The sequence below is a fragment of the Serratia sp. CY84636 genome, assembly GCF_052166245.1.
Taxonomy (GTDB): Bacteria; Pseudomonadota; Gammaproteobacteria; order Enterobacterales; family Enterobacteriaceae; genus Serratia; species Serratia nevei.
This window is the reverse complement of sequence record NZ_JBJNOX010000009.1, coordinates 92,730-118,028: the sequence shown is the minus strand read 5'-3', so window position 1 is coordinate 118,028 and position 25,299 is coordinate 92,730. Positions and strand designations below refer to the sequence as shown.

21 protein-coding genes are annotated in these 25,299 nt (G+C 59.2%); 6 read left to right on the top strand and 15 right to left on the bottom strand.

From position 1 onward, the window contains the following. Positions 1–454: 454 nt before the first annotated feature. From ACJ8QI_RS20835 to ACJ8QI_RS20790, 10 genes are all read right to left on the bottom strand, one after another. A complete protein-coding gene (locus tag ACJ8QI_RS20835) occupies positions 455–1,003 on the bottom strand; it encodes a tyrosine-type DNA invertase (RefSeq protein WP_044030581.1) in 549 nt (182 codons plus the stop codon). Between the two features lie 545 nt (positions 1,004–1,548). Continuing rightward, a complete protein-coding gene (locus ACJ8QI_RS20830; RefSeq protein ID WP_060422950.1) occupies positions 1,549–1,791 on the bottom strand; it encodes an acyl carrier protein in 243 nt (80 codons plus the stop codon). Between the two features lie 11 nt (positions 1,792–1,802). Further along, positions 1,803–3,056, bottom strand: a complete 1,254-nt coding sequence (locus ACJ8QI_RS20825; RefSeq protein ID WP_102985190.1) for a beta-ketoacyl-[acyl-carrier-protein] synthase family protein — start codon at positions 3,054–3,056, stop codon at positions 1,803–1,805. 2 nt (positions 3,057–3,058) lie between these two features. After that, complete coding sequence (locus ACJ8QI_RS20820; protein ID WP_442533016.1) at positions 3,059–4,438, bottom strand: efflux transporter outer membrane subunit; 1,380 nt, start codon at positions 4,436–4,438, stop codon at positions 3,059–3,061. Continuing rightward, positions 4,435–6,393, bottom strand: coding sequence for an ABC transporter permease (locus ACJ8QI_RS20815; protein WP_342121489.1), 1,959 nt, complete (start codon positions 6,391–6,393; stop codon positions 4,435–4,437). The genes ACJ8QI_RS20820 and ACJ8QI_RS20815 overlap by 4 nt, the downstream gene beginning before the upstream one ends. After that, a complete protein-coding gene (locus ACJ8QI_RS20810) occupies positions 6,383–7,489 on the bottom strand; it encodes an efflux RND transporter periplasmic adaptor subunit (RefSeq protein ID WP_227818450.1) in 1,107 nt (368 codons plus the stop codon). The genes ACJ8QI_RS20815 and ACJ8QI_RS20810 overlap by 11 nt, the downstream gene beginning before the upstream one ends. A gap of 58 nt (positions 7,490–7,547) precedes the next feature. After that, a complete protein-coding gene (locus ACJ8QI_RS20805) occupies positions 7,548–9,671 on the bottom strand; it encodes a peptidase domain-containing ABC transporter (RefSeq protein ID WP_442533015.1) in 2,124 nt (707 codons plus the stop codon). 19 nt (positions 9,672–9,690) lie between these two features. Continuing rightward, the gene (locus ACJ8QI_RS20800; RefSeq protein ID WP_087763658.1) at positions 9,691–10,635 is read right to left on the bottom strand and encodes an ABC transporter; all 945 of its coding nucleotides are present in this window, start codon (positions 10,633–10,635) and stop codon (positions 9,691–9,693) included. Beyond that, entirely contained in the window at positions 10,635–11,300 is a 666-nt protein-coding gene (locus ACJ8QI_RS20795) for a DsbA family protein (RefSeq protein WP_442533014.1), read from the bottom strand. The genes ACJ8QI_RS20800 and ACJ8QI_RS20795 overlap by 1 nt, the downstream gene beginning before the upstream one ends. 176 nt (positions 11,301–11,476) lie before the next feature. Further along, positions 11,477–11,680, bottom strand: coding sequence for a DUF4762 family protein (locus ACJ8QI_RS20790; RefSeq protein WP_087763657.1), 204 nt, complete (start codon positions 11,678–11,680; stop codon positions 11,477–11,479). Between the two features lie 426 nt (positions 11,681–12,106). Here ACJ8QI_RS20790 and ACJ8QI_RS20785 point away from each other — a divergent pair, with 426 nt between their 5' ends. From ACJ8QI_RS20785 to lldD, 3 genes are all read left to right on the top strand, one after another. Beyond that, positions 12,107–13,027: a LysR family transcriptional regulator gene (locus ACJ8QI_RS20785; RefSeq protein WP_060443595.1), complete on the top strand. Its 921-nt coding sequence runs from the start codon at positions 12,107–12,109 to the stop codon at positions 13,025–13,027. A gap of 323 nt (positions 13,028–13,350) precedes the next feature. Beyond that, on the top strand, positions 13,351–14,934 hold the full coding sequence (locus ACJ8QI_RS20780) for an L-lactate permease (RefSeq protein ID WP_442533013.1): 1,584 nt from the start codon (positions 13,351–13,353) through the stop codon (positions 14,932–14,934). A gap of 42 nt (positions 14,935–14,976) precedes the next feature. Further along, positions 14,977–16,116, top strand: a complete 1,140-nt coding sequence (lldD, locus tag ACJ8QI_RS20775) for an FMN-dependent L-lactate dehydrogenase LldD (protein WP_047570674.1) — start codon at positions 14,977–14,979, stop codon at positions 16,114–16,116. 1 nt (position 16,117) lies between these two features. On the opposite strand, the gene ACJ8QI_RS20770 is transcribed toward lldD, so the two are convergent. Beyond that, positions 16,118–16,927, bottom strand: a complete 810-nt coding sequence (locus ACJ8QI_RS20770; protein WP_084827202.1) for a MoaF C-terminal domain-containing protein — start codon at positions 16,925–16,927, stop codon at positions 16,118–16,120. 36 nt (positions 16,928–16,963) lie between these two features. Continuing rightward, the gene (locus ACJ8QI_RS20765) at positions 16,964–18,229 is read right to left on the bottom strand and encodes an MFS transporter (RefSeq protein ID WP_047729954.1); all 1,266 of its coding nucleotides are present in this window, start codon (positions 18,227–18,229) and stop codon (positions 16,964–16,966) included. A 654-nt stretch (positions 18,230–18,883) separates the two neighbouring features. Here ACJ8QI_RS20765 and ACJ8QI_RS20760 point away from each other — a divergent pair. Continuing rightward, a complete protein-coding gene (locus ACJ8QI_RS20760) occupies positions 18,884–19,315 on the top strand; it encodes a VOC family protein (RefSeq protein WP_048234779.1) in 432 nt (143 codons plus the stop codon). A gap of 6 nt (positions 19,316–19,321) precedes the next feature. Here the strand turns inward: ACJ8QI_RS20760 and ACJ8QI_RS20755 are convergent, their stop codons facing one another. Further along, positions 19,322–20,866, bottom strand: coding sequence for a BCCT family transporter (locus ACJ8QI_RS20755; RefSeq protein WP_442533012.1), 1,545 nt, complete (start codon positions 20,864–20,866; stop codon positions 19,322–19,324). A 158-nt stretch (positions 20,867–21,024) separates the two neighbouring features. Between ACJ8QI_RS20755 and betI the strand changes: the two genes are divergently transcribed. Continuing rightward, positions 21,025–21,621, top strand: coding sequence for a transcriptional regulator BetI (betI, locus tag ACJ8QI_RS20750; protein ID WP_060441322.1), 597 nt, complete (start codon positions 21,025–21,027; stop codon positions 21,619–21,621). 9 nt (positions 21,622–21,630) lie between these two features. On the opposite strand, the gene ACJ8QI_RS20745 is transcribed toward betI, so the two are convergent. Then, positions 21,631–23,400, bottom strand: a complete 1,770-nt coding sequence (locus tag ACJ8QI_RS20745; RefSeq protein WP_084827903.1) for an ABCB family ABC transporter ATP-binding protein/permease — start codon at positions 23,398–23,400, stop codon at positions 21,631–21,633. Between the two features lie 181 nt (positions 23,401–23,581). Between ACJ8QI_RS20745 and ACJ8QI_RS20740 the strand changes: the two genes are divergently transcribed. After that, positions 23,582–24,439 (top strand): AraC family transcriptional regulator, encoded by an 858-nt coding sequence (locus tag ACJ8QI_RS20740; protein ID WP_047729951.1) that lies wholly within the window; start codon positions 23,582–23,584, stop codon positions 24,437–24,439. A gap of 34 nt (positions 24,440–24,473) precedes the next feature. Here the strand turns inward: ACJ8QI_RS20740 and actS are convergent, their stop codons facing one another. Further along, the gene (gene actS, locus ACJ8QI_RS20735) at positions 24,474–25,229 is read right to left on the bottom strand and encodes an amidase activator ActS (RefSeq protein WP_225529544.1); all 756 of its coding nucleotides are present in this window, start codon (positions 25,227–25,229) and stop codon (positions 24,474–24,476) included. Between the last annotated feature and the right edge of the window lie 70 nt (positions 25,230–25,299).

The following is a 25,299-nucleotide window of genomic DNA, read 5'->3' as shown; positions in this document are numbered from 1 at the left end:
ATGCATGGGGTTTATTTCCGACATATCCTTAATGTCATTCCTTTTATTTAGTTCCATGAATGTGAAGGGCCGTAGCCAGACTGATTAATGGCTTCAGGCTTATTCACCCAAACGATTCATTTTGAACTAAAGTGACTCCTTTGGTTTTTAAAACCAATAAAAACCCATTTAACAGGATTTAAAACCAGCTGAGTAACAAAGTGATATTAAATCAGACTAAAAAACCAAGGCGTAAACTCAATGATTTAAATCCGCGGATTTTTGATTAGGATTTTGCTTAGATTAAGAGGAGGTAGGGGATACGAGAAAAAATCACAACACACTGTTTTCAAAAAGAATTAAGCTTTAAACAGGAAAGAGGGCATGGGAATATTGACATTGTTTTTACGCGTCCTTACAGTATGTTTCAGTTTAGTTCAAAGTGACTCCTTATCGTTATTAACTTAAATCACACTTACCAAATTTCCTTAAAGCGCTGTGCATTGCTGGCGGTATAAATCACCGTATTCTGGATATTTCGGTGCCCGAGGTAATCCTGAATTAAACGGGTGTCGATACCGCGGTCCGCCAATGCAAATCCGCAGCCATGCCGCAGCATATGTGGATGAGCGTTGACCTCCAATTTGGCCACCTTGCTGTAATGGCGAATCAACCCGTAAATACGTTGGCGCGACAGACGGCCACCGCGGTTGGACAGGAACAGCCACTCTTGATCGGCCCAGCGGTGCCGTTGACGCTTATCCAACCAGCGCCGCAGACATTGCCTTTCGCGCAGATAGAGCGGATGGACGGTGGAAAAGCCATTTTTCAACCGATGTACATAGATATTACCGCCTTCCAGATCGATATCCGATAAGCGCCACCCCCCTATTTCGCTGGCGCGACACCCATGAATAAAACACATATAAATCAAACAATAATCGCGTTCTGGATTCTTTCCCTGCAGCGTGACCTCAAGCAGTCTCTCCACTTCGGAAGGCGTCAGATGTTTACGATTAGACATACAACCTCATTACTTTGCTCGGAAAAATGTGGCTGTCATTTTCCTTTTACGTCACCACAATGGACACTCAGGGTAGCCCCTGGCTTATGGATAGGTTCCTGCATCCAGCGCGGAGTATAGCGGATTTGCCGAATGCGAACAGCGCGACAGGCGTTATTATCACGGGCATCAACCACCCTTGTGAGTCGCTCTTGCGAATGGGTTCCGCAGATTCCCGGCATTATCACCACACGGCTTCCTGTTTGCTTTAGCTTGCGTTATCACTGCCTGGCACGATGTGGCGTAAGATTGATAAATTAACCGGCAAAACAAAGAATATTCCTAAAAAATATTGCCATGTCATTAACACTCGCCATTAATAACACCGCCAAAATGAGAATGAAAAACCGCCACCACGGGTTCATATTAACCTGACGGATAAGCATTAATAATTATGGATATCGATAACAGAGTGAAACTGGAAGGGTAAGAGATGAAATGGCAGTCACAACAGACGAAAAAAACCCAGGCCTGACCTCAACAAGCGATCGCCTGGGGGGATGAAATTATTGACGGATTATCACGTGGCACAATTCACCGAGCGTCAACTCAGGGTGTTCGATAAGCATTTCCGCAGTGAGCGTAATGCCGAATTCTCGCCGAACCACCAGCATCAGCTCCATATAATCCAGGCTGTCCAGCCCAAGCTGTTGTAGCGGCATATCTGCCGACAGCTGCGTTCTCTCCAGCCCTCTGGCTTCGTACAACATGCCGCAAATCGTCTCATATAACCGATGATACTTTTCCATAGGCCCTATCGCTATTCATTGTGATAACCAAATACCAGCGCCGCATTGGCCCCGCCGAAACCGAAGCTGAGGCTCATGACATTACGCAGACGGCCATGCCGATGCCCCTCGCGAATATAATCAAGATCGCATTCGGGATCGGTCTCGTGCAAATGGCAGGTTGCCGGCATCATTTGTTGCTGTAACGCTTGCAGGCAGACGATGGCCTCAAAACTGCCGGATGCGCCAAGCAGATGCCCAGTATAGGATTTCGTGCTGGAAATCGGCGTGCGGTAAGCATCGCGCCCCAGAGCCGCCTTGATCGCCTCGGTTTCGCTCACATCGTTTTGCCGCGTAGAGGTGCCATGCGCATTGATATAGTCGATTTTATGACTGTCGAGCTGCGCCTGCTCTAAAGCCCGTCGTATGGTTTTCACTTTCGCCTGCTGATCCTCCGCCGGGGCGGTAAGATCGAAAGCGTCTGAAAAATTGCCGTACCCTTTGATCTCCCCCAGGATCGTCGCACCACGCGCTAAAGCCGCTTCCCGTTCCTCAAGGCATAACACGGCGGCCCCCTCCGCCAGGACGAAACCGTTGCGATCCCGGCTGAACGGGCAGCTGGCTTTGGTGATATCTTTCTGCTCCCGGCTCAACAAACGCAACGCATCCATATTCCAGATCGCACCGTTGCCGCTCAGCGATTCCGACGCGCCGGCCAGCATCATTGCGGCGCGGCCGCTGCGAATCACTTCAAACGCATCGCCAATCGCGATGCCGCCGGTCGCACAGGCCGCCGCCGGCGAGCCTTGATAACCCCGTAGCAGCCAATGCTGGCCGCATATGGCGGTCGCGATATTGGGCATCGCGTGAAAACAGCCAAACAGCTGCCCCAATCCGGATTGCAGATAGTCCGCATTGTTTTGCATGATCTCATCCTGCCCTCCCCAGCCGCTGCCAATAATCGCCCCGCACTCCAACGACGAATAAAAGTGCGCAGGCCCCCTGTAGGAGGATGAAAACGCCATTTCGATCGCCTCTGCGGCGGCGGCAAGCGCCAACCTGGCGAATCTGGGTAGCCGGCGACTTACCCGCGCAGCAACGCCCTCCAGCGGCGGTTCAGACTCCAGCAAAGCAAAAAAGCGCGCGTGGATCCCCGCCGCCGATTTATCGTGATAGCGATAGGCCAGGCGGCTGGCCATGATAGCCTGCCAGTTTTGCTGCGCGTTGCCGCCCAGCGCGGTGACGGCACCGTAACCGGTGACCACCACTCGTCTTATTTTCTCCATGTTTATTCTCCTTGCCCCGATGCGAAAGCCTCGTTGCCGCCCAGCGCCAGCCAGAGCTGCATCGTGGCGTTCAGGTAGCGGTATTGCAGCGCCGACAGCGAATTTTTGCTGGTCAACACCGCCTCTTGCGCATCCAGCAGCGTTTGCAGCGCGACGGAACCGGCCTGATATTGATGCCGCGCCAACGCCACGGCTTGCCGGCTCATCGCCAGATGCCGCCGCTGGTTGCCGATTTGCCGCTGTGCTTCCAGGCGTTGTCGCATGGCGTTGTCCACATCGGCCAGCGCGCGGTAGACCGCATCGCGAAATTGAATCTCCGCCCGCTGCGCCTGCAACGCCGCTTTGTCACTGGACAAGCGCATCTTGCGCCATTCGATAAACGGCAGCGTCAACGTGGCCCCCAGCGAACGCGAAGGTTCACTGAACCACCGGCGGAAAAGCCCACTGCCGGCATCCAACCCGGCTTCCAGGCTCAGCGTCGGATAAAAACTCAACCTGGCCGCCTCGGCACCGGCCAGCGCCGCTCTCAGGCGGCGCTCTGCCGCCTGAACATCCGGCCTGCGTGCAATCACCGCCGCCGGCAGGCGCTGCGCGATAGCCACCTCTTCAAGCGGCAACGAACGCCGTTCGCTATAGCGCAGCAGCGGCGATCGCCCAAACAATAACGCCAGCGAGTTACGCGCGTCTTCCCGCTGCCGCTCCAGCTCATGCAGCTGATTCTCTCTCGCCAACAGGTTCTGTTCCGCCTGCAACAGCTCGAATCGGCCAACGTCGCCCGCGGTGTGACGTGCCGCCACCAGCCGCAAAGTTTCACGCGCGATCGTCACCATCCGTTGCTGATGGATAACTTGCTGATTCAAATCGGCAATCTGCCAATACCCGCGCGCGGTAGCCCCTATCAAGGTCAACGCGGTATTGCGCCGGTCCGACGCCGAGGCGACGGCCTGCCATTCTGCCTGTTCGCGAATGCGCGCCAGCTTGCCCCATAAATCCAGTTCATAGCTCAGAGAAAGCCCTGCACGGTAGCTTTCCTGCGGCGTAGTCGTGCCCCGCAGCGCTCGGGTATTGCGGCCACTCAGGCTGGCGGCCAGATCCGGCGTCAAATTGCCCTGCGCTAATCCGGCCTCCAACATGGCCTCACGCCACTGCAATCCGGCCAGCGCCAGATCCTGATTCGCGATCAGCACGCCGTCGATCAGCGCCGACAGTTGCGGATCGTTGAAGTTTTCCCACCAGGCGATGCCCGCGCGCAGTGAACCGGAGCGCTCATCGACCACGCGCCACTGCGGCGGCAACGACGGTGGCGCCGTGGCGTCGATCGGCCGCCATCCGCAGGCGCTCAGCGACAGCATCACCAGCCCACAAACCCAAAGTCGGCTCATTCTCGCGCCAGCGCCTCCACCGGCTGCAGGCGCGCGGCGGTGCGGGCGGGAAAGAACCCGAACCCGACACCGATCAACGCCGAGAATCCGCAGGCCAGCAACAGCGGCGGCCAGGTAAAGATCATCGTCACCTGCGGCGCCAATCCGCTCAGAGCCCCTTTAACCAACGCGGCGCAGGCGATCCCCAACACGCCCCCCAGGCTGCAGATCACCACCGCCTCGATCAGAAACTGCCGCATAATGTCCCTCTCAGCGGCGCCCACCGCCAATCGAATACCGATCTCATGGGTCCGTTCCGTCACCGAAACCAGCATGATGTTCATTACCCCCACACCGCCCACCAGCAGCGAGATGGCGGCAATCGCGGTAATCAGCAGCTGCATGGAGTCTGAGGCGCGCTGAATGGATTGCGTCAGCTGATCGTCGGTCAGGGTGAAGAAATCCCGCCGTCCGTGTTCTACGATCAAACGCCGGGTCGCATCCCGCCCCGCCTCTTCCAGCGTCAGTTTTTCATTCACTCGCATCACAATGGATTCCAGCGGCATATCGCCGGCGATGCGGCCGGTGAGGGAGGTATAGGGCAGCCAGGCAAGCGGTTGAGAGCCGGCGTATTGAGCGCCGCGACGCTGCGCGACGCCAATCACCCGATAAGGCACGCCCGCTATCAGCAATACCGCGCCTACCGGGTCTAGCCGGGAAGAAAACAGCGCCTGCTTTAACAAGGGATCAATCACCGCTACCGGTGCACGCTCACTCAGATCCTGCGCGGTTAACAGGCCGCCGGAAAGCAGGCGAATGCCCTGCGTGCGGAAATACCCTTCGCCGACGCCCATCACGGCGAGTGGCACCTGTTTGCCTTCGCGAACGGCCAGCAGTTGGGTGCCGATCACCGGCGAGACGCTGTCGACGTAAGGCAGCGCCGCCAACAATGCAGCATCGCGCGCGCTCAGCGAACGCGCGAAATCAGGGCGCGATTTTTCCCACCCGAGGCCAGGGCGAATCTCCAACGTGCTGGTGCCAAGCTGGCTGATTTCCTTGAGAATATTACGCCGTGTGCCCTCCCCGATGGCGATGGCGGAGACCACCGCCGCAATGCCGATAATGATGCCGAGCATCGACAACACGGCCCGGACCCGATGCCCCAGCAATGCTCGCCAGGCCATACCGACAGCCTCTTTCAGCGCCACACCCGGTGCCATGCGCTTCAGGGGGGCTACCGGCGATAGCGGCCGTTCGAACGTAGCAGGCTGTCGGGAGGCCTCATGGCGACGATCCGCCACGATCTCGCCGTCGCCGATCTCAATGATCCGCCGTGCCTGCTCGGCGATCCGCCGATCGTGCGTCACGATAACGACGGTGTGCCCGACCGCGTTCAGCTCGTGCAAAATGGCCATCAACGCCTGACCGCTGGCGCTATCCAGCGCGCCGGTCGGTTCATCGGCCAAAATGATTTCCGCACCGTTCATCAGGGCACGGGCAATACTGACCCGCTGCTGTTGCCCACCGGAAAGCTGCGCCGGACGATGACCGCCGCGCTGCGCCAACCCGAGCCGAGCCAACAAATACGCTGCCCGCTGGCGGCGCTCTGCGGCCGGCATGGCGGTATACAACGCCGGGATCGCCACATTCTCGCCGGCGGTCAGATAGGGCATCAGATGATAGCGCTGGAAGATAAAGCCGATATGCCGGCTGCGAAGCTGCGCCAGGCGATCGCCGTCGGCTTGCCCAATAGCCACCCCGTTGATGTACACATTGCCCTGAGAAGGCTTGTCCAGACAGCCGATGATGTTCATCAGCGTCGATTTTCCAGAACCGGAGGCGCCGACGATAGCGACCAATTCCCCCCGCTGAATGCTCAGGGATACGCGCTTGAGGACCGCAATTTTCTGCTCCCCGGCCTGAAACTCGCGCGAGACGTTTTCCAACGCAATAATGGGCTCGGCGTTAGCTGACATGGCCTTCCTCCGCATCAGGCTGCTGATCCAGCAGCACCCGTTCCCCTGCGCTCAGCCCTTCCAGCACTTCGGCATAGCGACGATCGCGGGTACCGATACGCACTCGGCGTACCACGGTCTGCTCGCCATCCAACACCTTGACCTGGTAATCCCCTTCATCCAATGCCTCGCCCAGCGCAGCCATCGGCACCCGCACCACGCCCTGCGCGCGTTCGGTAATGATAAATACCTGCGCCGTCATCGAGGTGCGCAATCGGCGTTCGTCGTTGGCGACGGCAAACACGCCGTTGTAATACACTGCCGCCGTTTGCTGGCTTGAATTCCTGCCCAGCGGGTCGGTTTCCAGCGCCTCCGCCGGCGCCTGCTGTATCGCACCCATGGCCCCCTCATATCGGCGGCTGGGATCGGCGGCGACGTAAAACCACAGCGGCTGCCCCGTCTTCACCTGCAAAATGTCATTTTCCGATATGCGGGTGTGCACCATCATGGTATCCACGTCTGCCATCACCAAAATGGTCGGCGCGCTTTGCGACGAGACGATGGTCTGCCCTTCCTGGGTGACAATGCCCAGCACCTCGCCGTCGATAGGGGCGGTAATACGGGTAAAAGCCAGATTGGCCCTGGCGGTTTCCTGCGCCACTTCGGCCTGGACGATCTGCGACTCGTTCACTTTCAACTGCGCCAGTTGCGCGTCGCGCTGCGCCTGCGCTTTTTCCAAATCGCTGGCCACGCCGGCGCGGTCACGCGCCAGCGCCCTTTGCCGCGTCAGTTCCAGCTGGTACTGCTTCAGCTGCGCCTGGCTCGCCAGTTTCTGTGCCTGTGCGCTGCGTAATTCGGCCTGTGACTTGCGCAGCTCGTTAAGCTGCAGCGTCGGATCTATCTCGGCCAACAGTTGCCCCTGGGTCACCCTGTCCCCCTGTTTGACATACAGTTTTTTCAACTGCCCGTTGACCTGTGCGCCAACGTTCACCTGCCGGATCGGTTTTAGAATACCGGTCGCCAACACGCTTTTTTCGATGTCCCCGCGCTCGACGCGCGCCGTTTGCGGTGGTTGCATGTCAGGAGACCGATTCAGCAACGACAGCCCGCCAACCATCGCCACCAAAACGCACAGCGCCAGCGCCACTCGCCGCCAGCGTCTCTTCCCGGACTCGTCACTCCACCGCAGCACAATCATTCATCCTGACGTCATGGGGGAATTCAGGCACCAACCGCCCCTGAGACATGCGCAAGACCCGATCGAACAACGGCAACAGCCGCGGATTATGGGTGACCGTCACCAGGGTTTTACGATTTTCACGGCAATGCACCACCAGAGCCGACATCACCGTCGCCGCGGTCTTTTCATCCAGATTCGCCGTCGGCTCGTCCAGCACCAACACCGGGCAACGGCTGTACATGGCGCGCGCCAGCAACAGACGCTGGCGTTGCCCCAGCGACAGCCCGGCATGGCTCTCCCGCACCAGGGCATTCACGCCCCCCGGCAGCTGCGCCACCGCGTCCGCCAACCCCAGGCTGCGCAGCGCCTGCTCCACCTGCCGTTGCTGGCCCGGCGCAGACGGCGCGAACAGCGTGATGTTCTGCAACACTGAGGCATTGAACAGAATGTCCTCCTGGCTTTGCAGGAAAAACAGCCGCTGCGCGGCGGCGCTTGCCAGTACGCGCCCATCCAGCGCCAGCGCCCCCTGCTGCGGCGTCAGCAGGCAGGCGAGCACCTTCAGCAACGTGCTTTTACCCGCGCCGGAACCGCCGCAAATGGCAATACACTCTCCCCGTTCCAGTGTCAGAGACAAATCGCGCAACACCGGTTGGCCGGCATCGTAAGCGAAGGTCACCCCCCGATACGCCAGCCGCGCGTCAAAATGGCTCACGCTTTCGTCCTCAGACGGTGCCCGAACGGATACCGCAGGAAACAGGTCCCGCGCGCGTTCATCGATGACGTGCAGCTGGTTTTTCTGCAAAACGGCGAAAAAGATCTTGCTGCTGTACGAGGTAAAGATTTCGCGCAGAAAGCTGTAGGCGAAGAATGCCCCCAGGCTGAGCTCGCCCTCCTTGAGCAGCGGCAACGCCAGCAGCATGAACAACACCATCTCCAGACTGCCGATCAGCTGGTAAATGCTGCCCTTTATCTGATCATAGATCTTTTGCTGCTGCAGGCAGTTGAACAACGAGCGGGCATGTTCGGCGAACCCTTCCTGCCGCTGGCCGGCCAGGCCGGCGGACTTGATGGTCGAAAACCCCTGGATGGTTTCCAGGATGAAGTCATTTTGCACCGCGCTTCGCACCTGCAGCTGCTGGGTGTAATGCCGATCGCGGTAGATGGCCCACACGCTGACCGCCCCCATCAGCAGCACGCCGACAACCGGCACCAGTGCCAGCATCGGGCTCAGATACCCCATCACCGCCAGCGCGATGGCCCCAATGATCCAGTCGGTGCGCAGGCCGTTATCCAGTTCGATTTTCTGGCCGGCGGCCATCTGCCAGCTGGTGAAACGGCTGAAGATCTCGCCGGGGGCGCGTTTGCTGAAGAAATTGAGCGAGTTTTCCAGCAGGCGAGAAAAACCGGCGGCGCCGTGCAACAACACGAAATTTTTGATGAAACGTTCGGTAAAGATGCGAGCAACCAGCGCCAACGCCGTGGACGCCACGAACGCCAATAGATAGTAGGCATAGGGGAACGCGACCTCGCCGGCCATGGCGAACACCTGATTGATCGCGCTGGCGACCATCATCGGCATGATGAACAGCGTCAGCGAGATAAAAAACGTCATCGCCGCCAAGCGATAAATGCCGGCGATGCCGGCGGTATCCTTCAGGCTTAAGCTGGCGAAAGCGCGCCGGCGGCCGCTGCGCGGGGCCGGTGCACCAGCCGGTATCTCATCGCGATCCAGCACCAACGCATAACCGCTGATTTCCGCTTTCAGGGCAGCGTACGGCAGCAGTTGCTGCCCCAATGCCGGATTCATTACGCATACGTATCCCCCCTGGCGATACGCCAGCAACACATAGTGGCCTGCGCCGTAATGCAAAATGGCCGGTAAAGGCAGCGCCGCCAGATCCTGATGCTCAAACGCCACCGGATAAGCCGGTAGCGCCAGCTCTCCCAAAATGGCGCACAGCGTCGCCAGCGAAGTGCCGTGCTGCGAAGCGGGATAACGCTCCCGCAGTTCCGTCAACGGTGCGCGAATGCCCTGAGTTTCCGCCAGCATGGCGATACAGGCCAGCCCGCACTCATTGATTTCGCTCTGCAAGACCGGCGTAGGAAGGATGTTTTCCATACGTAGTGATATCCCTGACTTATTCGTTGATGAAAAATAAAGAGTGCGAATGCCATAACAGCCAATCATCCGCATGCCGCCGGAGGGTTCGCTCGACGATCGCCGGCATGGCGCGGCCGACCCGGTCTGCAGCGACCGGCTCTTCGATGTGAATGCGGATGCCGCGATCGAAATAAAGCGAATAGAACACCACCTGAGCCCGTAGCGCCCGGGACAGCCGAACGAGGCCGCTGTGCAAATGTGCCGGCCGGCCGAACAGATGACAGGCCAGTTTGGCCGCAGCATCCTGACTGCTGTGCAGGGTGTAATCCGGCGTGATGTCCGGGAAGAGGATGATGTTGCGCCGATGTTCCGCCGCTTCCAGCATCGCCTGCGATAAGGTACCGGCGATGTGTCGCGGATCGTCGTGAATCGAGCAATAGTCGAGCCGCTGCCGCCATTCGTCTTCCGGCGCTCGCTGCGCAAACGCCTGCACATCGCCGGAAACGATCACCGTGGCTCGTCTGGGATAAACATTCGCACCGACCAGCGTCGCCAACACGTCGGAGACCGTATGCATCGGCGCCAGCAGTACCGGCACGCCCGCGCGATGCAGCGGTTCCACGACCCGATCGAGCTGCGCGGAACAGTGCGCCAAATGCTTCATCAGCGCCGCATTGCGAGCATAGACCGCCGCGAGATCCAGCCACTGCCGCCGCTGCATCAGCCAGGCGAAGTCCAGCTTGCCCTCCCCCAACAGGCTCTGGCGGTTCGCCAGCGCTACCGCATGCCGGTGGCGAAAGCGACGCTGCGGTCTGCTTCCCCTCAACCGCCGGCGCACTTCCAGCCACAGGCGATAATCCACGCGCCGCAGCACAGCACACGTCATGCGGTTGCCCATCCCGGCACCCGTTGCCGATAAGCGGGCCATCGCGTCCAGACCGTTGCGCCAGGCCAAATACCCACGAACCGCGAGCAGGCGCATCACGGGGCCAGCGGCTTATCGTGCTGCAGCAGCGACAGCAGCTGCCGGCTGAAAGCAGAAAACTCACGATCTTGCAGCGCCAGCCATTTGCGATTGACGATAAAACTGGGGGTCGCGTTGATCTGGTAATAGCGGCTCACTGCCGTCATATACGCCAACAGCTCTTTGACCCGCTCTGACCCTCTGGCCTGCTGATAGGCAGCCTCATCGATACCGTTGGCCGTCAGCCAGGCGCTGAGCTGTTTGTCGTCCGCCAGGTTGAGGTTTTCTTTGATAATGGCGCGGTAAGCGGCGGGGCGATACTGCGCTTCGATCCCCATGATCGTCAGCGTGGCGAACAGGGGCGCAAAGGCCGCCATGCCGGCTTGACTGTCGTCGCTAAGGTGCAAGCGCACCAGTTTGGCCCCCGCCGGTAAACTTTTTTCCAGCTCGGCCACGCCGCTTTCGTTGACTTCACAATAGTGGCAGGCATAGGAGAAGACTTCGACAATGGTATTATCGTCTTGCAACGGGCTTTGCTCGATTTTTTCCGGGGCGATAAAGCTCAGGCTTTCTGCCTCCGGCGGTTGCATGACGTAATGTTTAAAATAAAAGGCGGTCAGAAAAGAAGAGGCAAAAATAATGACCAGCGTGTAGCTAATGAAAAGCAAGGGACGTTTATACATAACGGACGCATCCTGCGCATATATTAATACTCACCCGGCAGGGTGAATACATGAAAAAGAGTTAATACCGTAAATAATGAGAACGTAAAGATGACTTTTCGCCCGGTATCAGGCGGGCCAGCGCGAACGCTGCCCGCCTGCCCACCGCTAATCTAAATGCAGGGGATTAACCCGCCTCAGCTTGGCGTGGTTGGGTTAGACGGGCAGCTTGCTACCGGCGCCGGGTGATAAGTCTTTCTCACACCGCCAAACTTATCGGCGCAGGTAGTGACCAGCTGGCAGGTGCGGTTATTGCCGCTGCCCACCCAGGCAAACTCCTTGGTACAAACAAAAGTACCGCCGACGATGTTTCCCGCTTCTGACAGATTGATTTTCTTCATTACAATATCCTTATATATATTAAAATATAAACACACTACCCATTACTCTGTCGGCAGACAGAGCAATTCTTCAATACATTTTAAAACCATCTAATTAATAACAATGAGAGCGCTTCGGGAAAAAGCATAGCCATCCCAAACGAGCAGATCAATACAATTATTTACACTGCAAGAGAAAGTTAATCGAATAAGTAAGCCGTGAATGCGGGACTATTCCAATTTAAATTAGTCTAAAAACAAGAAAAGTAGATCAAAGCCTATTAAAGCAAGAAAAACATAAAAGGATAATTCTCAATAAAATGAAAAAACAAATAAGAAAAATTCAGATCTGACCAGTTGGCGACGACGTGCAACACGCTGAAAAGATTGCTTCCTGCCGCGCCGGATTTACACTGGGCAGCAGGACTCTCACTCTACAGGATGCCCATGCTCGCCACTCACGAATACGCCAACGACCTGATTCTGTTCGCCCTGATTGTCGACTGCGGCTCGTTCAGCAAGGCCGCGGAGAGCGCCGGCATCACCAGCTCGGTGGTCAGTAAACGCATCGGGCGGCTGGAAAAATCGCTGGGTGCCCGGCTGTTGTACCGCACCACCCGCAGCCTGACGCTGACCGAAAGCGGCCAGGCACTCTACCAGCAGGCCAAAGAGATCGGCGCCAAAGTGCAGGAGGCGCTGTACGCCGTCAGCGAAAAGAGCGAAGAGTTGACCGGCACCATTCGCATGTCGGTGCCGACCATTTCCGGCGAGCTGCTGCTGAGCGAGAGCGTGGCGGAATTTTGCGCTCTGCACCCCAGCCTGAAGGTCGAGATGCGGCTGGAAAACCGCTTTGTCGATCTGGTGGAAGAAGGTATCGATCTGGCGATCCGCACCGGCACCATGCCGGATTCGAGCCTGATTGCCCGGCCGATCTTCGATTCCCGCTGGGTGATCGTCTGCTCGCCGGGGTACCTGGAAAGCCACCCGGAACCGCGTAGCGCCGAAGACCTGCTTGGCCACAACTGCCTGACCTACACCTACCAGGAGAGCGGTACCGCCAACTGGCTGATGAAGCGGCCGGGACGCAACGAAATCTACGAGCTGCAGGTTAACGGCAACCTGTCGGCCAACAATGCGCGAGCGATCCGCAAAGCGGTGATCGGCGGCCACGGTATCGCCATGGTGCCGCGCTGCATGGTGTATGAAGATTTGCAGGACGGCAAGCTGACCGAGATCTTGGCCGGCCACTGCGGCAAAGTATTGGGCATTTACGCCGTCTATCCTTACACCCGCAATCTGCCGTTAAAAACCCGTCTGCTGATCGAACATATCATCGGTTCCTACCAAAATATCAGCCATTATTTTTGAGTTCCCTGCTCTGATTATTTCCCCGCGGCCGCAAAAAGCCGCGGGGATTACCGCATTTTTGGACATAATCTATTGAACATTACCGCTTAATTAATGTGAACTCACGCATTTATCACACAAAATCGCTTCCTATCAAACTGATTTTAAAGCAGTTAATTTAACCCCTTCTGCCGGCCAGTTTCCCACCGCCGCCGCCGTTCGCCGATGTTAAAAAAATACCGCATGGCATCGTCACCAACGTTGTGATTAGAATGAAAATGTTGCGGTAATTAACCTTTCAGCTACATATCTCTGCCCATAAAAATAATAACCCTGAGGATCTTATGCCCCTGCTTTTCAGTATTGCGCCCATCGTCCTGCTGATTTGGATGATGACCAAAAGGAATGGCGTGCCCTCTTACCTCGCCCTGCCGCTGACGGCCGCCGTGGTGTATGCCGTACAGCTCCTGTGGTTCGATGCCTCGCTGCGGCTGCTGCATGCCAATATCATCACCGCACTGGTGTCGACGCTGACGCCGATCACCATCATCGCCGGCGCCATCCTGCTCAACAAACTGATGCAGGTAAGCGGCGCGGAAAACGTGGTGCGGCGCTGGCTGGAAACCATCAGCCCCAATCCCGTGGCCCAGCTGATGATTATCGGCTGGGCGTTCGCCTTTATGATTGAGGGCGCCAGCGGCTTCGGCACCCCGGCCGCCATCGCCGCGCCGATTCTGGTCGGGCTGGGCTTCAACCCGCTGCGCGTCGCCCTGCTGACGCTGGTGATGAACTCGGTACCGGTCTCCTTCGGCGCCGTGGGCACTCCCACCTGGTTCGGCTTTGCCAACCTCGGTCTGTCGGACGCCAGCCTGCTGGAGATCGGCCGGCAGACCGCGCTGATCCACTTTGTCGCCGGCTTCGTCATTCCTTTGCTGGCGCTGCGCTTTATCGTTTCCTGGCAGGATATCCGCCGCAACCTGCCGTTTATCCTGCTCAGCGTGCTGAGCTGCACCGTGCCCTATCTGCTGCTTGCTCAGGTGAACTATGAATTCCCGGCGCTGGTCGGCGGCGCGATCGGCCTGGCGCTCTCGGTACTGTTGGCGCGCGGCGGCATCGGCCTCACCCGTAGCGACAAATCGCAGAGCGCCGGTCAGGCCGTGCCGTTCTTGCAGGTGGTCAAGGCCATGACCCCGACCCTGCTACTGATTGCTATTCTGATAGTGACGCGCATCCATCAGCTGGGCCTGAAGGCGCTGCTCAACAACACCGCGCTGCTGTGGCAGGAAAACCTCGGCTGGCTCGGGGAGCTGCGCATCAGCCGGGCGCTGATCGTCGAACTGCAGCAGGTGCTGGGCACCTCCGCCGCTGCCGGCTACAAAACGCTGTATGTCCCGGCGCTGATCCCGTTCCTGCTGGTGGTGCTGCTGTGTATTCCGCTGTTCCGTCTGAATGGCGGCCAGGTGCGGCAAATGTTCAGCGAAACCGGCGGGCGCGTCGCACGGCCCTTTATCGCCCTGTTCGGCGCGCTGGTGATGGTCAACCTGATGATGCAGGGCGGCGACAACGCGCCGGTGATCCTGATCGGCAAAGCGTTGGCGGCGCTGACCGGCGAGAGCTGGCTGCTGTTCTCGTCGTTCCTCGGCGCGCTGGGCTCGTTCTTCTCCGGTTCCAATACCGTCTCGAACCTGACCTTCGGCGGCATTCAGCAGTCGATCGCCCGGAGCAGCGGCCTTGACGTCAATCTGACGCTGGCCTTGCAGTCCGTCGGCGGCGCCATGGGCAACATGGTGTGCCTGAACAACATTATCGCCGTCTGTTCGATCCTCGGGATCGGCAACGCCGAAGGCAAAATCATCAGAAAGACCGTGCTGCCGATGCTGGCGTACGGCGGGATTGCGGCCGGTATGGCAGCGATCCTCACGCTCTGACTGAACACTCGTTATCGCAAGCAAGACAAGAAGGTAAACACTATGATCATCTCCGCGTCAACCGACTACCGGGCCGCCGCCCAGGCCAAACTGCCACCGTTTTTGTTTCACTACATCGACGGCGGGGCCTACGCGGAGCATACGCTGAAGCGCAATACCGCAGATCTGGCCGATATTGCCTTGCGCCAGCGCGTGCTGCGCAATATGTCCGAACTCAGCCTGGAGACCACGCTGTTCGGCGAGCAGCTGGCGATGCCGGTGGCGCTGGGGCCGGTGGGGTTGACCGGCATGTACGCCCGCCGCGGCGAAGTGCAGGCCGCGCGTGCCGCGGCTAAAAAAGGCATTCCGTTCACGCTGTCCACCGTGTCGGTCTGCCCGATCGAAGAGGTGGCGCCGGCGATCGATCGGCCGATGTGGTTCCAGCTTTACGTGCTGAAAGATCGCGGCTTTATGCGCAATGCGCTGGAGCGCGCCAAGGCCGCCGGCGTGAAAACGCTGGTGTTTACCGTCGACATGCCGGTGCCGGGCGCCCGTTACCGCGACGCCCACTCAGGGATGAGCGGCCCTAACGCCGCGCTGCGCCGCGTGCTGCAGGCGTTTGCCCATCCGCAGTGGGCCTGGGATGTCGGCCTGCTCGGCAAGCCGCACGATCTGGGCAACGTCTCGGCCTACCGCGGCAAACCCACCAGCCTGGAAGACTACATCGGCTGGCTGGGTGCCAACTTCGATCCGTCGATTTCCTGGAAAGATCTGGAGTGGATCCGCGAATTCTGGGACGGCCCGATGATCATCAAAGGCATTCTGGATCCGGAGGACGCCAAAGACGCGGTGCGCTTCGGCGCCGACGGCATCATCGTCTCCAACCACGGCGGCCGCCAGCTGGACGGCGTGCTGTCGACCGCGCGCGCCATGCCGGCGATCGCCGACGCGGTGAAAGGCGACATCACCCTGTTGGCCGACTCCGGCATCCGCAGCGGCCTGGACGTGGTGCGCATGATCGCCCTGGGGGCCGACAGCGTGCTGCTGGGGCGCGCCTTCGTCTATGCGCTGGCGGCGGCCGGCGAAGCCGGGGTGGCTAACTTGCTGGATCTGATCGACAAGGAAATGCGCGTCGCCATGACGCTCACCGGCGCGAAAACCATCGCGGAGATCAACGCCGGATCGCTGGTCAGAAACGCCTGAATCAAAGCGGCTGCACGCCTTCCGGGTAGGCGTTGTAGCTCATCTTGCTGATGAAGGCCCCGGCCGGTGACACCAACACCCGGCCGGCGGCGTCCAGCCCGAGGAAGGTACCGGTGCAGCGCCCGGAAATAAAGTCGAAGAAGAACACCGAGCACACCGGGATAATCTTTTCCCGGAAGGTGAACAGGAACATCTCGTCCTCAAACTTGTAGTAGGTGGCGTAGTCCATATCGCCGTGGCCGAATTGCTCGCCGCGCAGGTTTTGCCAGGCATAGCGCTCGGTATTGACGTAGAAGTGTTCGTAATAGTGGTTGGGGCTGTAGACATTCAGCGTACGATAGCCGATCAGCTCGCGGGTCAGATGCGGCGCGACGCCACTCGGCGTGACGCCGACAATCCGGCCGACGTGGAAGCTTTGCTTGAGGCGCGAGCCCTTTTCCACCGTCTGTTCCGGCAACAGCGTGCTGCGCACCAGCAGCGCCCGGCCGCTGTCACGATTGAGTACCAGCGTCAGGCACTCGTTGCCCGGCGACTGCAGCGGAATATTGAAGAAATAGCGTGCGGCGGAGGTTTGCACCTCTTCGTAAGCGTCCTCACCGCTCTCCCCTCCCCAGGCCCACAGCACCCGTTGCCGATCGGCACTGAAGCGCAGCGTGATTTCCCCGTCGTTGTCAAAGGCGATCTGCAGCGTTTTGCCCCGCCAGTCCTGGGTGCCCGGCAGGCGGTTAGTGTCGATACCGCGCGCGAAATCGTCGTAATTCTTCCAGTCCGGCTCGGCATTTTGATTCAGTACGGATTGATCTGCTGACATCTTCACTCTCCTTGATTGAATGGGATGAAAACCGCCTCAAACGTCGGCGACGCTCGCCGGTTTCACCGCTCTGCGGCTCACCACCGCGGGGGCGGTTTCATCGAGAAAACAACTCAGTACGCCGGCGCACACGGCGCCCGCGGCCGCCAGCCACATCACGCTGACCAGCCCGTAGCGATCGGCGATCAGCCCGGCGATAAACGGCGCCAGACAGCCGCCAATCACCTCGCCAATCCCCATCACCAGCCCCAACGCGGTGGCGATACGGGCCGGCGATACCGTTTCCGACGGGATGGTGGCCATAAACAGCGTGAAGCAGCCAAGGCCGGTATAAGACAGGAACACCAGCACGCCCAGCAGCCACGGGTTATCGACGTAGCTCAGGAACAGCGGGCAGCACACCGCCAGCAGCGAAAAGAAGATCAGCGTCGGCTTGCGGCCGAGGCGATCGGAAATCGCCGGCACCGCCACGCCCCAGAACACCCAGGCGGCGCCGATGGCGCTCATGATGCCGCCCATCGTGCCTTCGCCGAAGCCGCGGTCGGTCACCAAAAAGTTGGGGGTGAAGGTAATGATGATCATGAACCAGGTGACGAACACGCAGGAGATCAGAATGCACAGCGCCACATTCTTGATTTTAAACAGCTCGCCGTAAGCGGCTTTGTTCGCCGCCTTGCCGGCCGCCGGCGCGGCGCTGAAAGCGGGATCCTTCTTGCCGTTCACATAGCGATAGATCAGCCACGCCAGAATGATGCCCGGCACGGCGGTCAGATGAAACGCCATGCTCCATCCCCACTTCTGCGCCAGATAGATGATCAGCGGCGGCGCGATAATGCCGCCCAGCAGCCCCGGCGCCGCGCCCTGGATCAATCCCATGTTGAAACCGCGGCGCTGCGGCTGCGATTTTTCCACCATCAACGACTGTGCGATCGGCAAAACCGGCCCTTCGGCGATCCCCATCAGCGCCCGGAAGATCAGTAGCATGGCAAACCCGCTGACCAGCCCCGACAGCGCGGAGAACAGTGAAAACACCAGGATCGACAGGATCAACATCGGTTTACGGATATTAAAGCGATCGGCTATCGCCCCCAGCCCCGCGCCGGATAGCGCCCAAGTCAATGCCAGCACCGCCGACAGCGTGCCAAGATGCACGTTGCTGAGCTTGAGGTCGGCGGCAATCATCGGAAACAGGAAAGAGATAGTCAGGCGATCGACGAACACGCAGCCGAACACGAAGAATAAAATAATCAGCAATCGGTTCTCTTCGCTCAATCGCGAGCGCTGCCCTGGCGAGTTATTCATAGCGTCATTGGTCCATAAGTTAACTTATGAATGGCGAGCGGCCATGGCATAAGTCGATTAAGCGCGCAGCCAAGAGAAACATTGGCCATCGGTCACGATAACAACTCATTAACATATTAACGATATAAACTTATCTCAAGTAACGGGCATGTCAAACGGCCGTTGAAAACGACGGCCGGGTGGCAAATCAGGTATTTTTCACAAAGCGCGAATGACATGAAAATAAATCAATATTATGTTTTTACTGATTTAAATAAAATTACCCGGCACTTTTTACTTTTATTGAAAAAGCCAAAATGCCGTGATTTATAAACAGGTTAATAAATAAAACTTAACCTTCCCTTATAAATTGACGCTATTTCCCTTTTCATCGGTCGTATTGCCCCACCCGCTTTATTATTTGAATCCGTTTGCTTTATCGCGGTTATGGCGCGAACGATTAACTCCATTGTGTTAATCAATAATCACGTTATGACATTATCAATGCTGAATAATAATAAAAGCGTAGGCCGTGACAGGAATCACAAACAGAACGCCCTTTAACGCCCTGTGAATGGGTTATTACCGGCTCGGCTAGCTTATGCCAACTCGATCCAACCCCGGATGAAAAAACGGCGGCATGATAAGCAGCAGGTAACCAGCAAGGAGATGAACATGACGACAGCACTGACAAAAGCCGGTTTCTGGCGCAAAACCGCCGACTCTTCATCGCTGCGTGAGCCACGCGTGCTGATTCGGGTCTACGTTGGCGAAGGCGAAATCGATCGCACCATCGCGTTTTACGAGCAGCTGCACGGCGTAACGGCGGACATGCGCTTCGATTTTCCCGAGCATCGGCTGGTATTGGCGGCGGTGGGGCCGTTTCTGATCCTGGAGGGGGCGGAAGAGCAGTTGCGCCCTTTCCGCAGCACCGTCGGCACGCTGCTGGTCGATGACATTTATCCCTACCACCAGCGGCTGCTGGCCGCCGGAGCAGAGATTTTCTTCGGCCCGGTGGAGGTGCCCACCGGCGCCTGTTTCAATGCGCGCCTGCCGGACGGCACGACTGTCGAGTACGTGCATCACCGGCCGCGTGCAGACGAATAAACCGCCTCAGGGCAGCACCGGCTTCATGGCGTAACGACACAGATCCTTGCGCAGGCTGACCATGTACAGCACGATCACCGCCGAGAACGGCAGGCCGCACAGCACCACCGCCGTCTGCATCGCGCTGAAACTGCCGGCATACAGCAGGCCGGCGCATACCAGCGTAGTCACCGCCGCCCAGAATACCCGCAGCCAGGCCGGCGCGTCATCATGGGCGGAACCGCCCTGGCAGGAGAGGTTCGCTATCATCAGCGTGCCGGAATCGACCGGCGTCAGGAACAGCACGAAGCTTATCACCACCACAAAGCCGGCGGTCAGCTGGGTATAGGGCAAGTATTCGAACAGCTTGAACACCGCCATCGGCGGATCGCTTTGCGCCACCTGCCCCAGGATCGCCTGTCCGCCTTCCAGCACCAGGCTGATGGCGGTATTGCCGAAGATGGACAGCCACGCCAGCGTGAAGCCCAGCGGAATCAGCAGCACGCCGAAAATCAGTTCGCGAATGGTGCGTCCTTTGGAAATGCGCGCGATGAACAGCCCGACGAACGGCGCCCACGCCACCCACCAGGCCCAGTAGAACAGCGTCCAGGCGCCCTGCCACTGGCGCGCCTTGCCGTACAGATACATATCGAAGCTGCGGCTGACCAGCGAGGTCAGATAATCGCCGAGGTTCTGCAACATGCCGTTCAGCAGATTCAGCGTCGGCCCGGCCAGAAACACGAACAGCAGCAGCAGGCACAGGAAGCCGACGTTGATGTTCGACAACATGGCGATGCCCTTCTCGACGCCGGTGACCGCCGCCAGCGTGGCCACCACCATCATCACCACGATCAGGGCCAGCAGCACGCCGGTGCTTTGCGGAATATCGAACAGATAAAACAGTCCCGAGTTCACCAGCAGCGCGCCGATCCCCAGGTTAGTTACCATCGAGATCACCGTCACCAGAATGCCGAAACTGTCCACCAGATGGCCGACGCCGCCGTGGGTGCGCTCGCCGAAGATCGGGTATAACGCAGAGCGCAGCGCCAGCGGCAGGCCGCGGCAATAGGCGAAATAGGCCAGCGCGGTGGCGATCAGCGCATACAGCGCCCAGCCGTGCAGCCCCCAGTGCAAAAAGGTCAGCGCCATCGCCTGTCGCGCCGCCTGCACGCTGCCGCCGCTGCCTTCCGGTGGCGACAGGAAATGATCCAGCGGTTCATAAGCGCCGTAGTACACCAGCGCAATGCCGATGCCCGACGAGAACAGCATCGCCACCCACGAGGGATAGCTGAACTGCGGCGGCTCGTCATCCTGGCTGAGGCGAATATGGCCGAAGCGCGACAGCGCCAGCCAGAAGACGAATGCCATACAGGCGACCATCAACAGCATGTAGTACCAACCGAACACGTCGGCGACCCAGCTTTGCGCGGCGTTCAGCCACAGTTTGCTGGCGGAGGGAAACAGCACGACCAGCGATCCCAGCAGCAGGATCACCGCCGCCGAGCCGAAAAATACCGGAACATTCAATCTGACAGGTTCTTCGTCAAGCGATGGAGGAGTTTTTGTTGTCATTGGCAGGCTTCCATGGTGCGAAAGACAGACGATTTCAATGCAACCTTCAGTTAACATTTTATCGTCATTTATTTGACATTTTTGCAGCATATAGAGTATTGATTGACCGTTCAATCAATCAAATCCAAAGTGTGATTGGCCTATCAGTTGGGGAAAATATGTACCGCAGAGATATTCCGGAGCAGCGTAAGGAGCAGCTGATTAACGCCGCCTTCGAGACCATTAACGTCGTCGGGCTGGCCGGCGTCACCCTGTCTCAGGTGGCGAAAGAAGCCGGGCTGTCGACCGGCATCGTCAGCCACTATTTTGGCGATAAAGAGGGGTTGCTGAGCGCCACCATGCGCAAAATCCTGCGCGATCTGCGCGACGCAGTGGCCGAATGCCGCGCGCAGGCGGCAAGCGACAGCCAGTCACAGCTGTTCGCCATTATCCAGGGCAACTTCCATCCCAGCCAAACCAACGCCGTGTCCATGCGCGCCTGGCTCGACTTCTGGGCCGCCAGCATGCACCAGCCGGTGCTGCGCCGCCTGCAGCGCGCCAACGATCGGCGACTCTATTCCAACATTTGCTGCCAGTTCCGCCGCGAGCTGCCGCTGCGGCAGGCGCGTGATGCCGCGCGCGGGCTGGCGGCCATGATCGATGGGCTCTGGCTGCGCGGCAGCCTGGCCGGCGACGAGACAGACCTGAAGCAGGACTGCCGCATCGCCTGCGACTACGTGGCACAGCGGCTCAATGCCGCGCAGCCGCTGGGGTGAACGCCCTCGTCAGCGCGATTCCTGCTCTTCGCTGTACTGGGTTTGCCACATCGCGGCGTAGCGGCCGTTCGCGGCCAGCAGCGCCTCGTGCCCCCCGCGCTCGACGATCTCCCCCGCCTCCAGCACGATGATCTCATCGGCGTCCACCACGGTGGAGAGCCGGTGGGCGATCACCAGCGTGGTGTGGTTGCGGCTCACCTCGCGTAGGTGCCCCTGGATTTCACGTTCGGTCTGGGTATCCAGCGCGCTGGTCGCCTCGTCGAACACCAGGATGGCCGGATTTTTCAAAATGGTGCGCGCGATCGCCACCCGCTGCTTTTCACCGCCCGACAGCTTCAGCCCGCGCTCACCCACCCGGGTGTCGTAACCGTCGGGCAGACCGACGATAAAATCATGGATATGCGCCAGCCGCGCCGCCCGCTCGATTTCTTCATCGCTGGAGCCGGTTTTGCCGTAGCCGATGTTGTAGCGCAGCGTATCGTTGAACAGCACCGTATCCTGCGGCACGATGCCGATCGCCTGCCGCAGGCTGGCCTGGGTCAGCTGGCGAATGTCCTGGCCGTCGAGGGTAATGGCGCCGCTCTGCACGTCGTAGAAGCGGAACAGCAGGCGCGACAGCGTGGACTTGCCCGCGCCGGAGGCGCCGACCACCGCCACCGTGTGGCCCGCCGGAATGGTAAAACTCACCTGCTTGAGGATCGGCCGGCGCGTGTCGTAACCGAAGCTGACCGCATCGAACCGCACTTCGCCGCGATCGAGGCGCAGCGGCTGCGCATCCGGGCTATCGACGATTTCACGCTTTTCCTGCAGCAGATCGAACATGTTCTCCATGTCGATCAGCGCCTGGCGCACCTCGGAATAAATAAAGCCGAAGAAGTTCAGCGGCTGATACAGCTGCAGCAGGTAGGCGTTGACCAGCACGAAGTCGCCGACCGTCATCGTCCCCTGCGTAATGCCCTGCGCCGCCATGGCCATCATCACGATCAGTCCGATCGAAATAATGGCGGTTTGCCCCAGGTTGATCGCCGTAAAACTGAATTGGTTCTTGATGGCCGCGTATTCGTACAGCCGGCGCGACAGGTCGAAACGCTCGGCTTCGAATTCTTCATTGCCGAAGTACTTTACGGTCTCATAGTTCAGCAGGCTGTCGATGGATTTGCTGTTGGCGTCGGCGTTGGCCTTGTTGAGCTCGCGGCGAAAGCGGGTGCGCCAGCTGACCGCCAGCACGGTAAACAGGATGTAGCAGCCGACCGTCGTCAGGATCGCCAGCGCGAACCAGCCGTTCAGCATATGCCACATGATCGCCGTGACCAGCGAGAGCTCGAACAGGATCGGCACGATGGAGAACAGCAGCCGCGACAGCACCGTGGACACCGCCTGGGTGCCGCGCTCGATGGACAACGACAGCCCGCCGGTCTGGCGCTCCAGATGGAAGCGCAGACTCAGCGCATGCAGCTGGCGAAACACCCGCACGCCCAGCAGGCGCGTGGCGTTCTGGCTGACGTGGATGAACATCACGTTGCGCAGTTCCTCAAACAGCGCGCCGCCCACCCGCGCCACGCCGTAGGCGACGATCAGCCCCAGCGGCACCGCCAGCATTTTCGCCGTCTCGCCGCTCAGCGCATCGACCATCGCTTTGTAGGCCAGCGGCACCAGCGTGGTGCTGACCTTGGCCGCCACCATGAACACGAAGGCCACCACCAGATACCCCCGCAGGCGCGGGTTGTCTTTCGGCCACAGGTAGGGCAGCAGGAATTTCAGCAAACGGGAACGATCCATCATGTAATATTCATCTTCTCGGTCGGGATCGCGGCACACGGCCGCGCGGGGGTTATGAGTTTGGCCTGGCCGGCGGCAAACGCCGCAGCCATCCCGTTGTCCTGCGGCGGCAACTCAGCATCATCCGTCAGGAGAAGCGGCGGCGGCTCGGGCAAAGTTCAGGCATGGAGGAGACAATCACATGACCCAGACGTATGCAAAGCGCTTTGCGCAGGTCTTTGACTATATCGATCGCCACCTGGACGAGGCGCTCACCGTCGAAAAACTGAGCGAAGTGGCCCACTTTTCGCGCTTTCACTTTCAACGCCAGTTTAGCGCGTATTGCGGCATCTCGGTGTGGCGTTATATCCAGTGGATGAGGCTCAAACGCGCCTCGTACCGCCTGGCGTATAACCCGCTGGAGCCGGTGATTGACATCGCGCTGGACGCCGGTTTTCAAAACCCGGAGTCCTTCAGCCGCGCCTTCAAACAGGCGTTCAGCCAAACGCCAAGCCAGTTTCGCAAACGGCCGGCCTGGATCGATTGGCAGCAGCGCTTTCCCGAGCCGAAACACAAAAGGAAACAACCCATGAAGGTAGACATTGTCGACTTCCCGGCCACGCCGGTGGCGATGATCGAACATCGCGGCCCGTCCGCGCTGGTCAACGAAACCGCCGCGCGCTTTATCGAGTGGCGCAAAACCAGCGGCCTGTCGCCGGTCAGAAGCAGCCGTACTTTCGGCATCGCACCGCACGATCCGGCCACCACCGAAGCGCAGGACTTCCGCTTCTTCATTTGCGGCGAGGTTACTGCACCGATCCCCGAGGACAACGCCTTCGGCGTGGTGAACAGCACGCTGCCGGCCGGGCGCTGCGCGCTGCTGCGCCATCACGGCTCGCTGGATGGGCTCTCGGAAAGTGCCCATTATCTGTACCGCGAGTGGTTGCCGGCCAGCGGCGAGGAACTGCGCGATTTTCCGCTCTATTTCCACTACCACAACTTCGTGCACGAAGTGGCGGAATATGAACTGGTGACCGATCTTTACCTGCCGCTGAAGTAACTGACATCTGGCTCCGCAAGGAGCCAGATTGACGTTAACAGGACGGCGACGAACCTTGCGGCGGCAGATAGCGCTGCGGATCGAGCGCGGTCGCACGGTAGCGGATCTGGAAGTGCAGGAACACCGAATCGGTGCCGGTGCTGCCCATGGTGCCGATCTTCTGCCCCGCCTTCACATCCTGGCCGTTGCGCACCAGCGTGGTGTCGTTGTGCGCATAGGCGGTAATAAAGTCTTCGCCGTGCTTAATCATGATCAGGTTGCCGTAGCCGCGCAGCTGGTTGCCGACGTACACCACTTTGCCCTTGGCGGAAGCGTAGATCGGCTGGCCGCGTTTGCCGGCGATGTCGATGCCCTTGTTGCCGCCATCTGAATTGGAGTAGGCCTGCACGATCCGGCCGCTGGTCGGCCAACGCCAACAGCGGGCAGCGCCCGGCGGCGGCGTTTGCTTGGCGATCGCGGCGGAAGAAGAAGAGGTTTTACGGCGCGTGGCGGCGGTTTTGGTCGGCGCACTGCCGCTCAGCCGCAGTTTCTGCCCCACTTCCAGGCTATAGGGCGGGCGTATCTTGTTGATTCTGGCCAGATCGCTGACTTCGCTGTCGGTGATCCAGGCGATGTAGTACAGCGTATCGCCCCGTTTGACGGTGTAGGACTTGCCGGTGTAGGTGCCCTTCGGCAGTTTGTCGTAGTCGCGGTTGTAGGCATTTTTACCCGAACACCCGGCCAACAACAGCCCCAATGTCAGACACGCCGCGATGCGGCGCCACCCAGCCCATTTGCTTCCTGTGCTCAAATCCAGTCCTCGGTCGTCTTTTCGGTTCTGATACCCGTCAGCCGCACAGTGTAACATTTGCGCCGGGTCA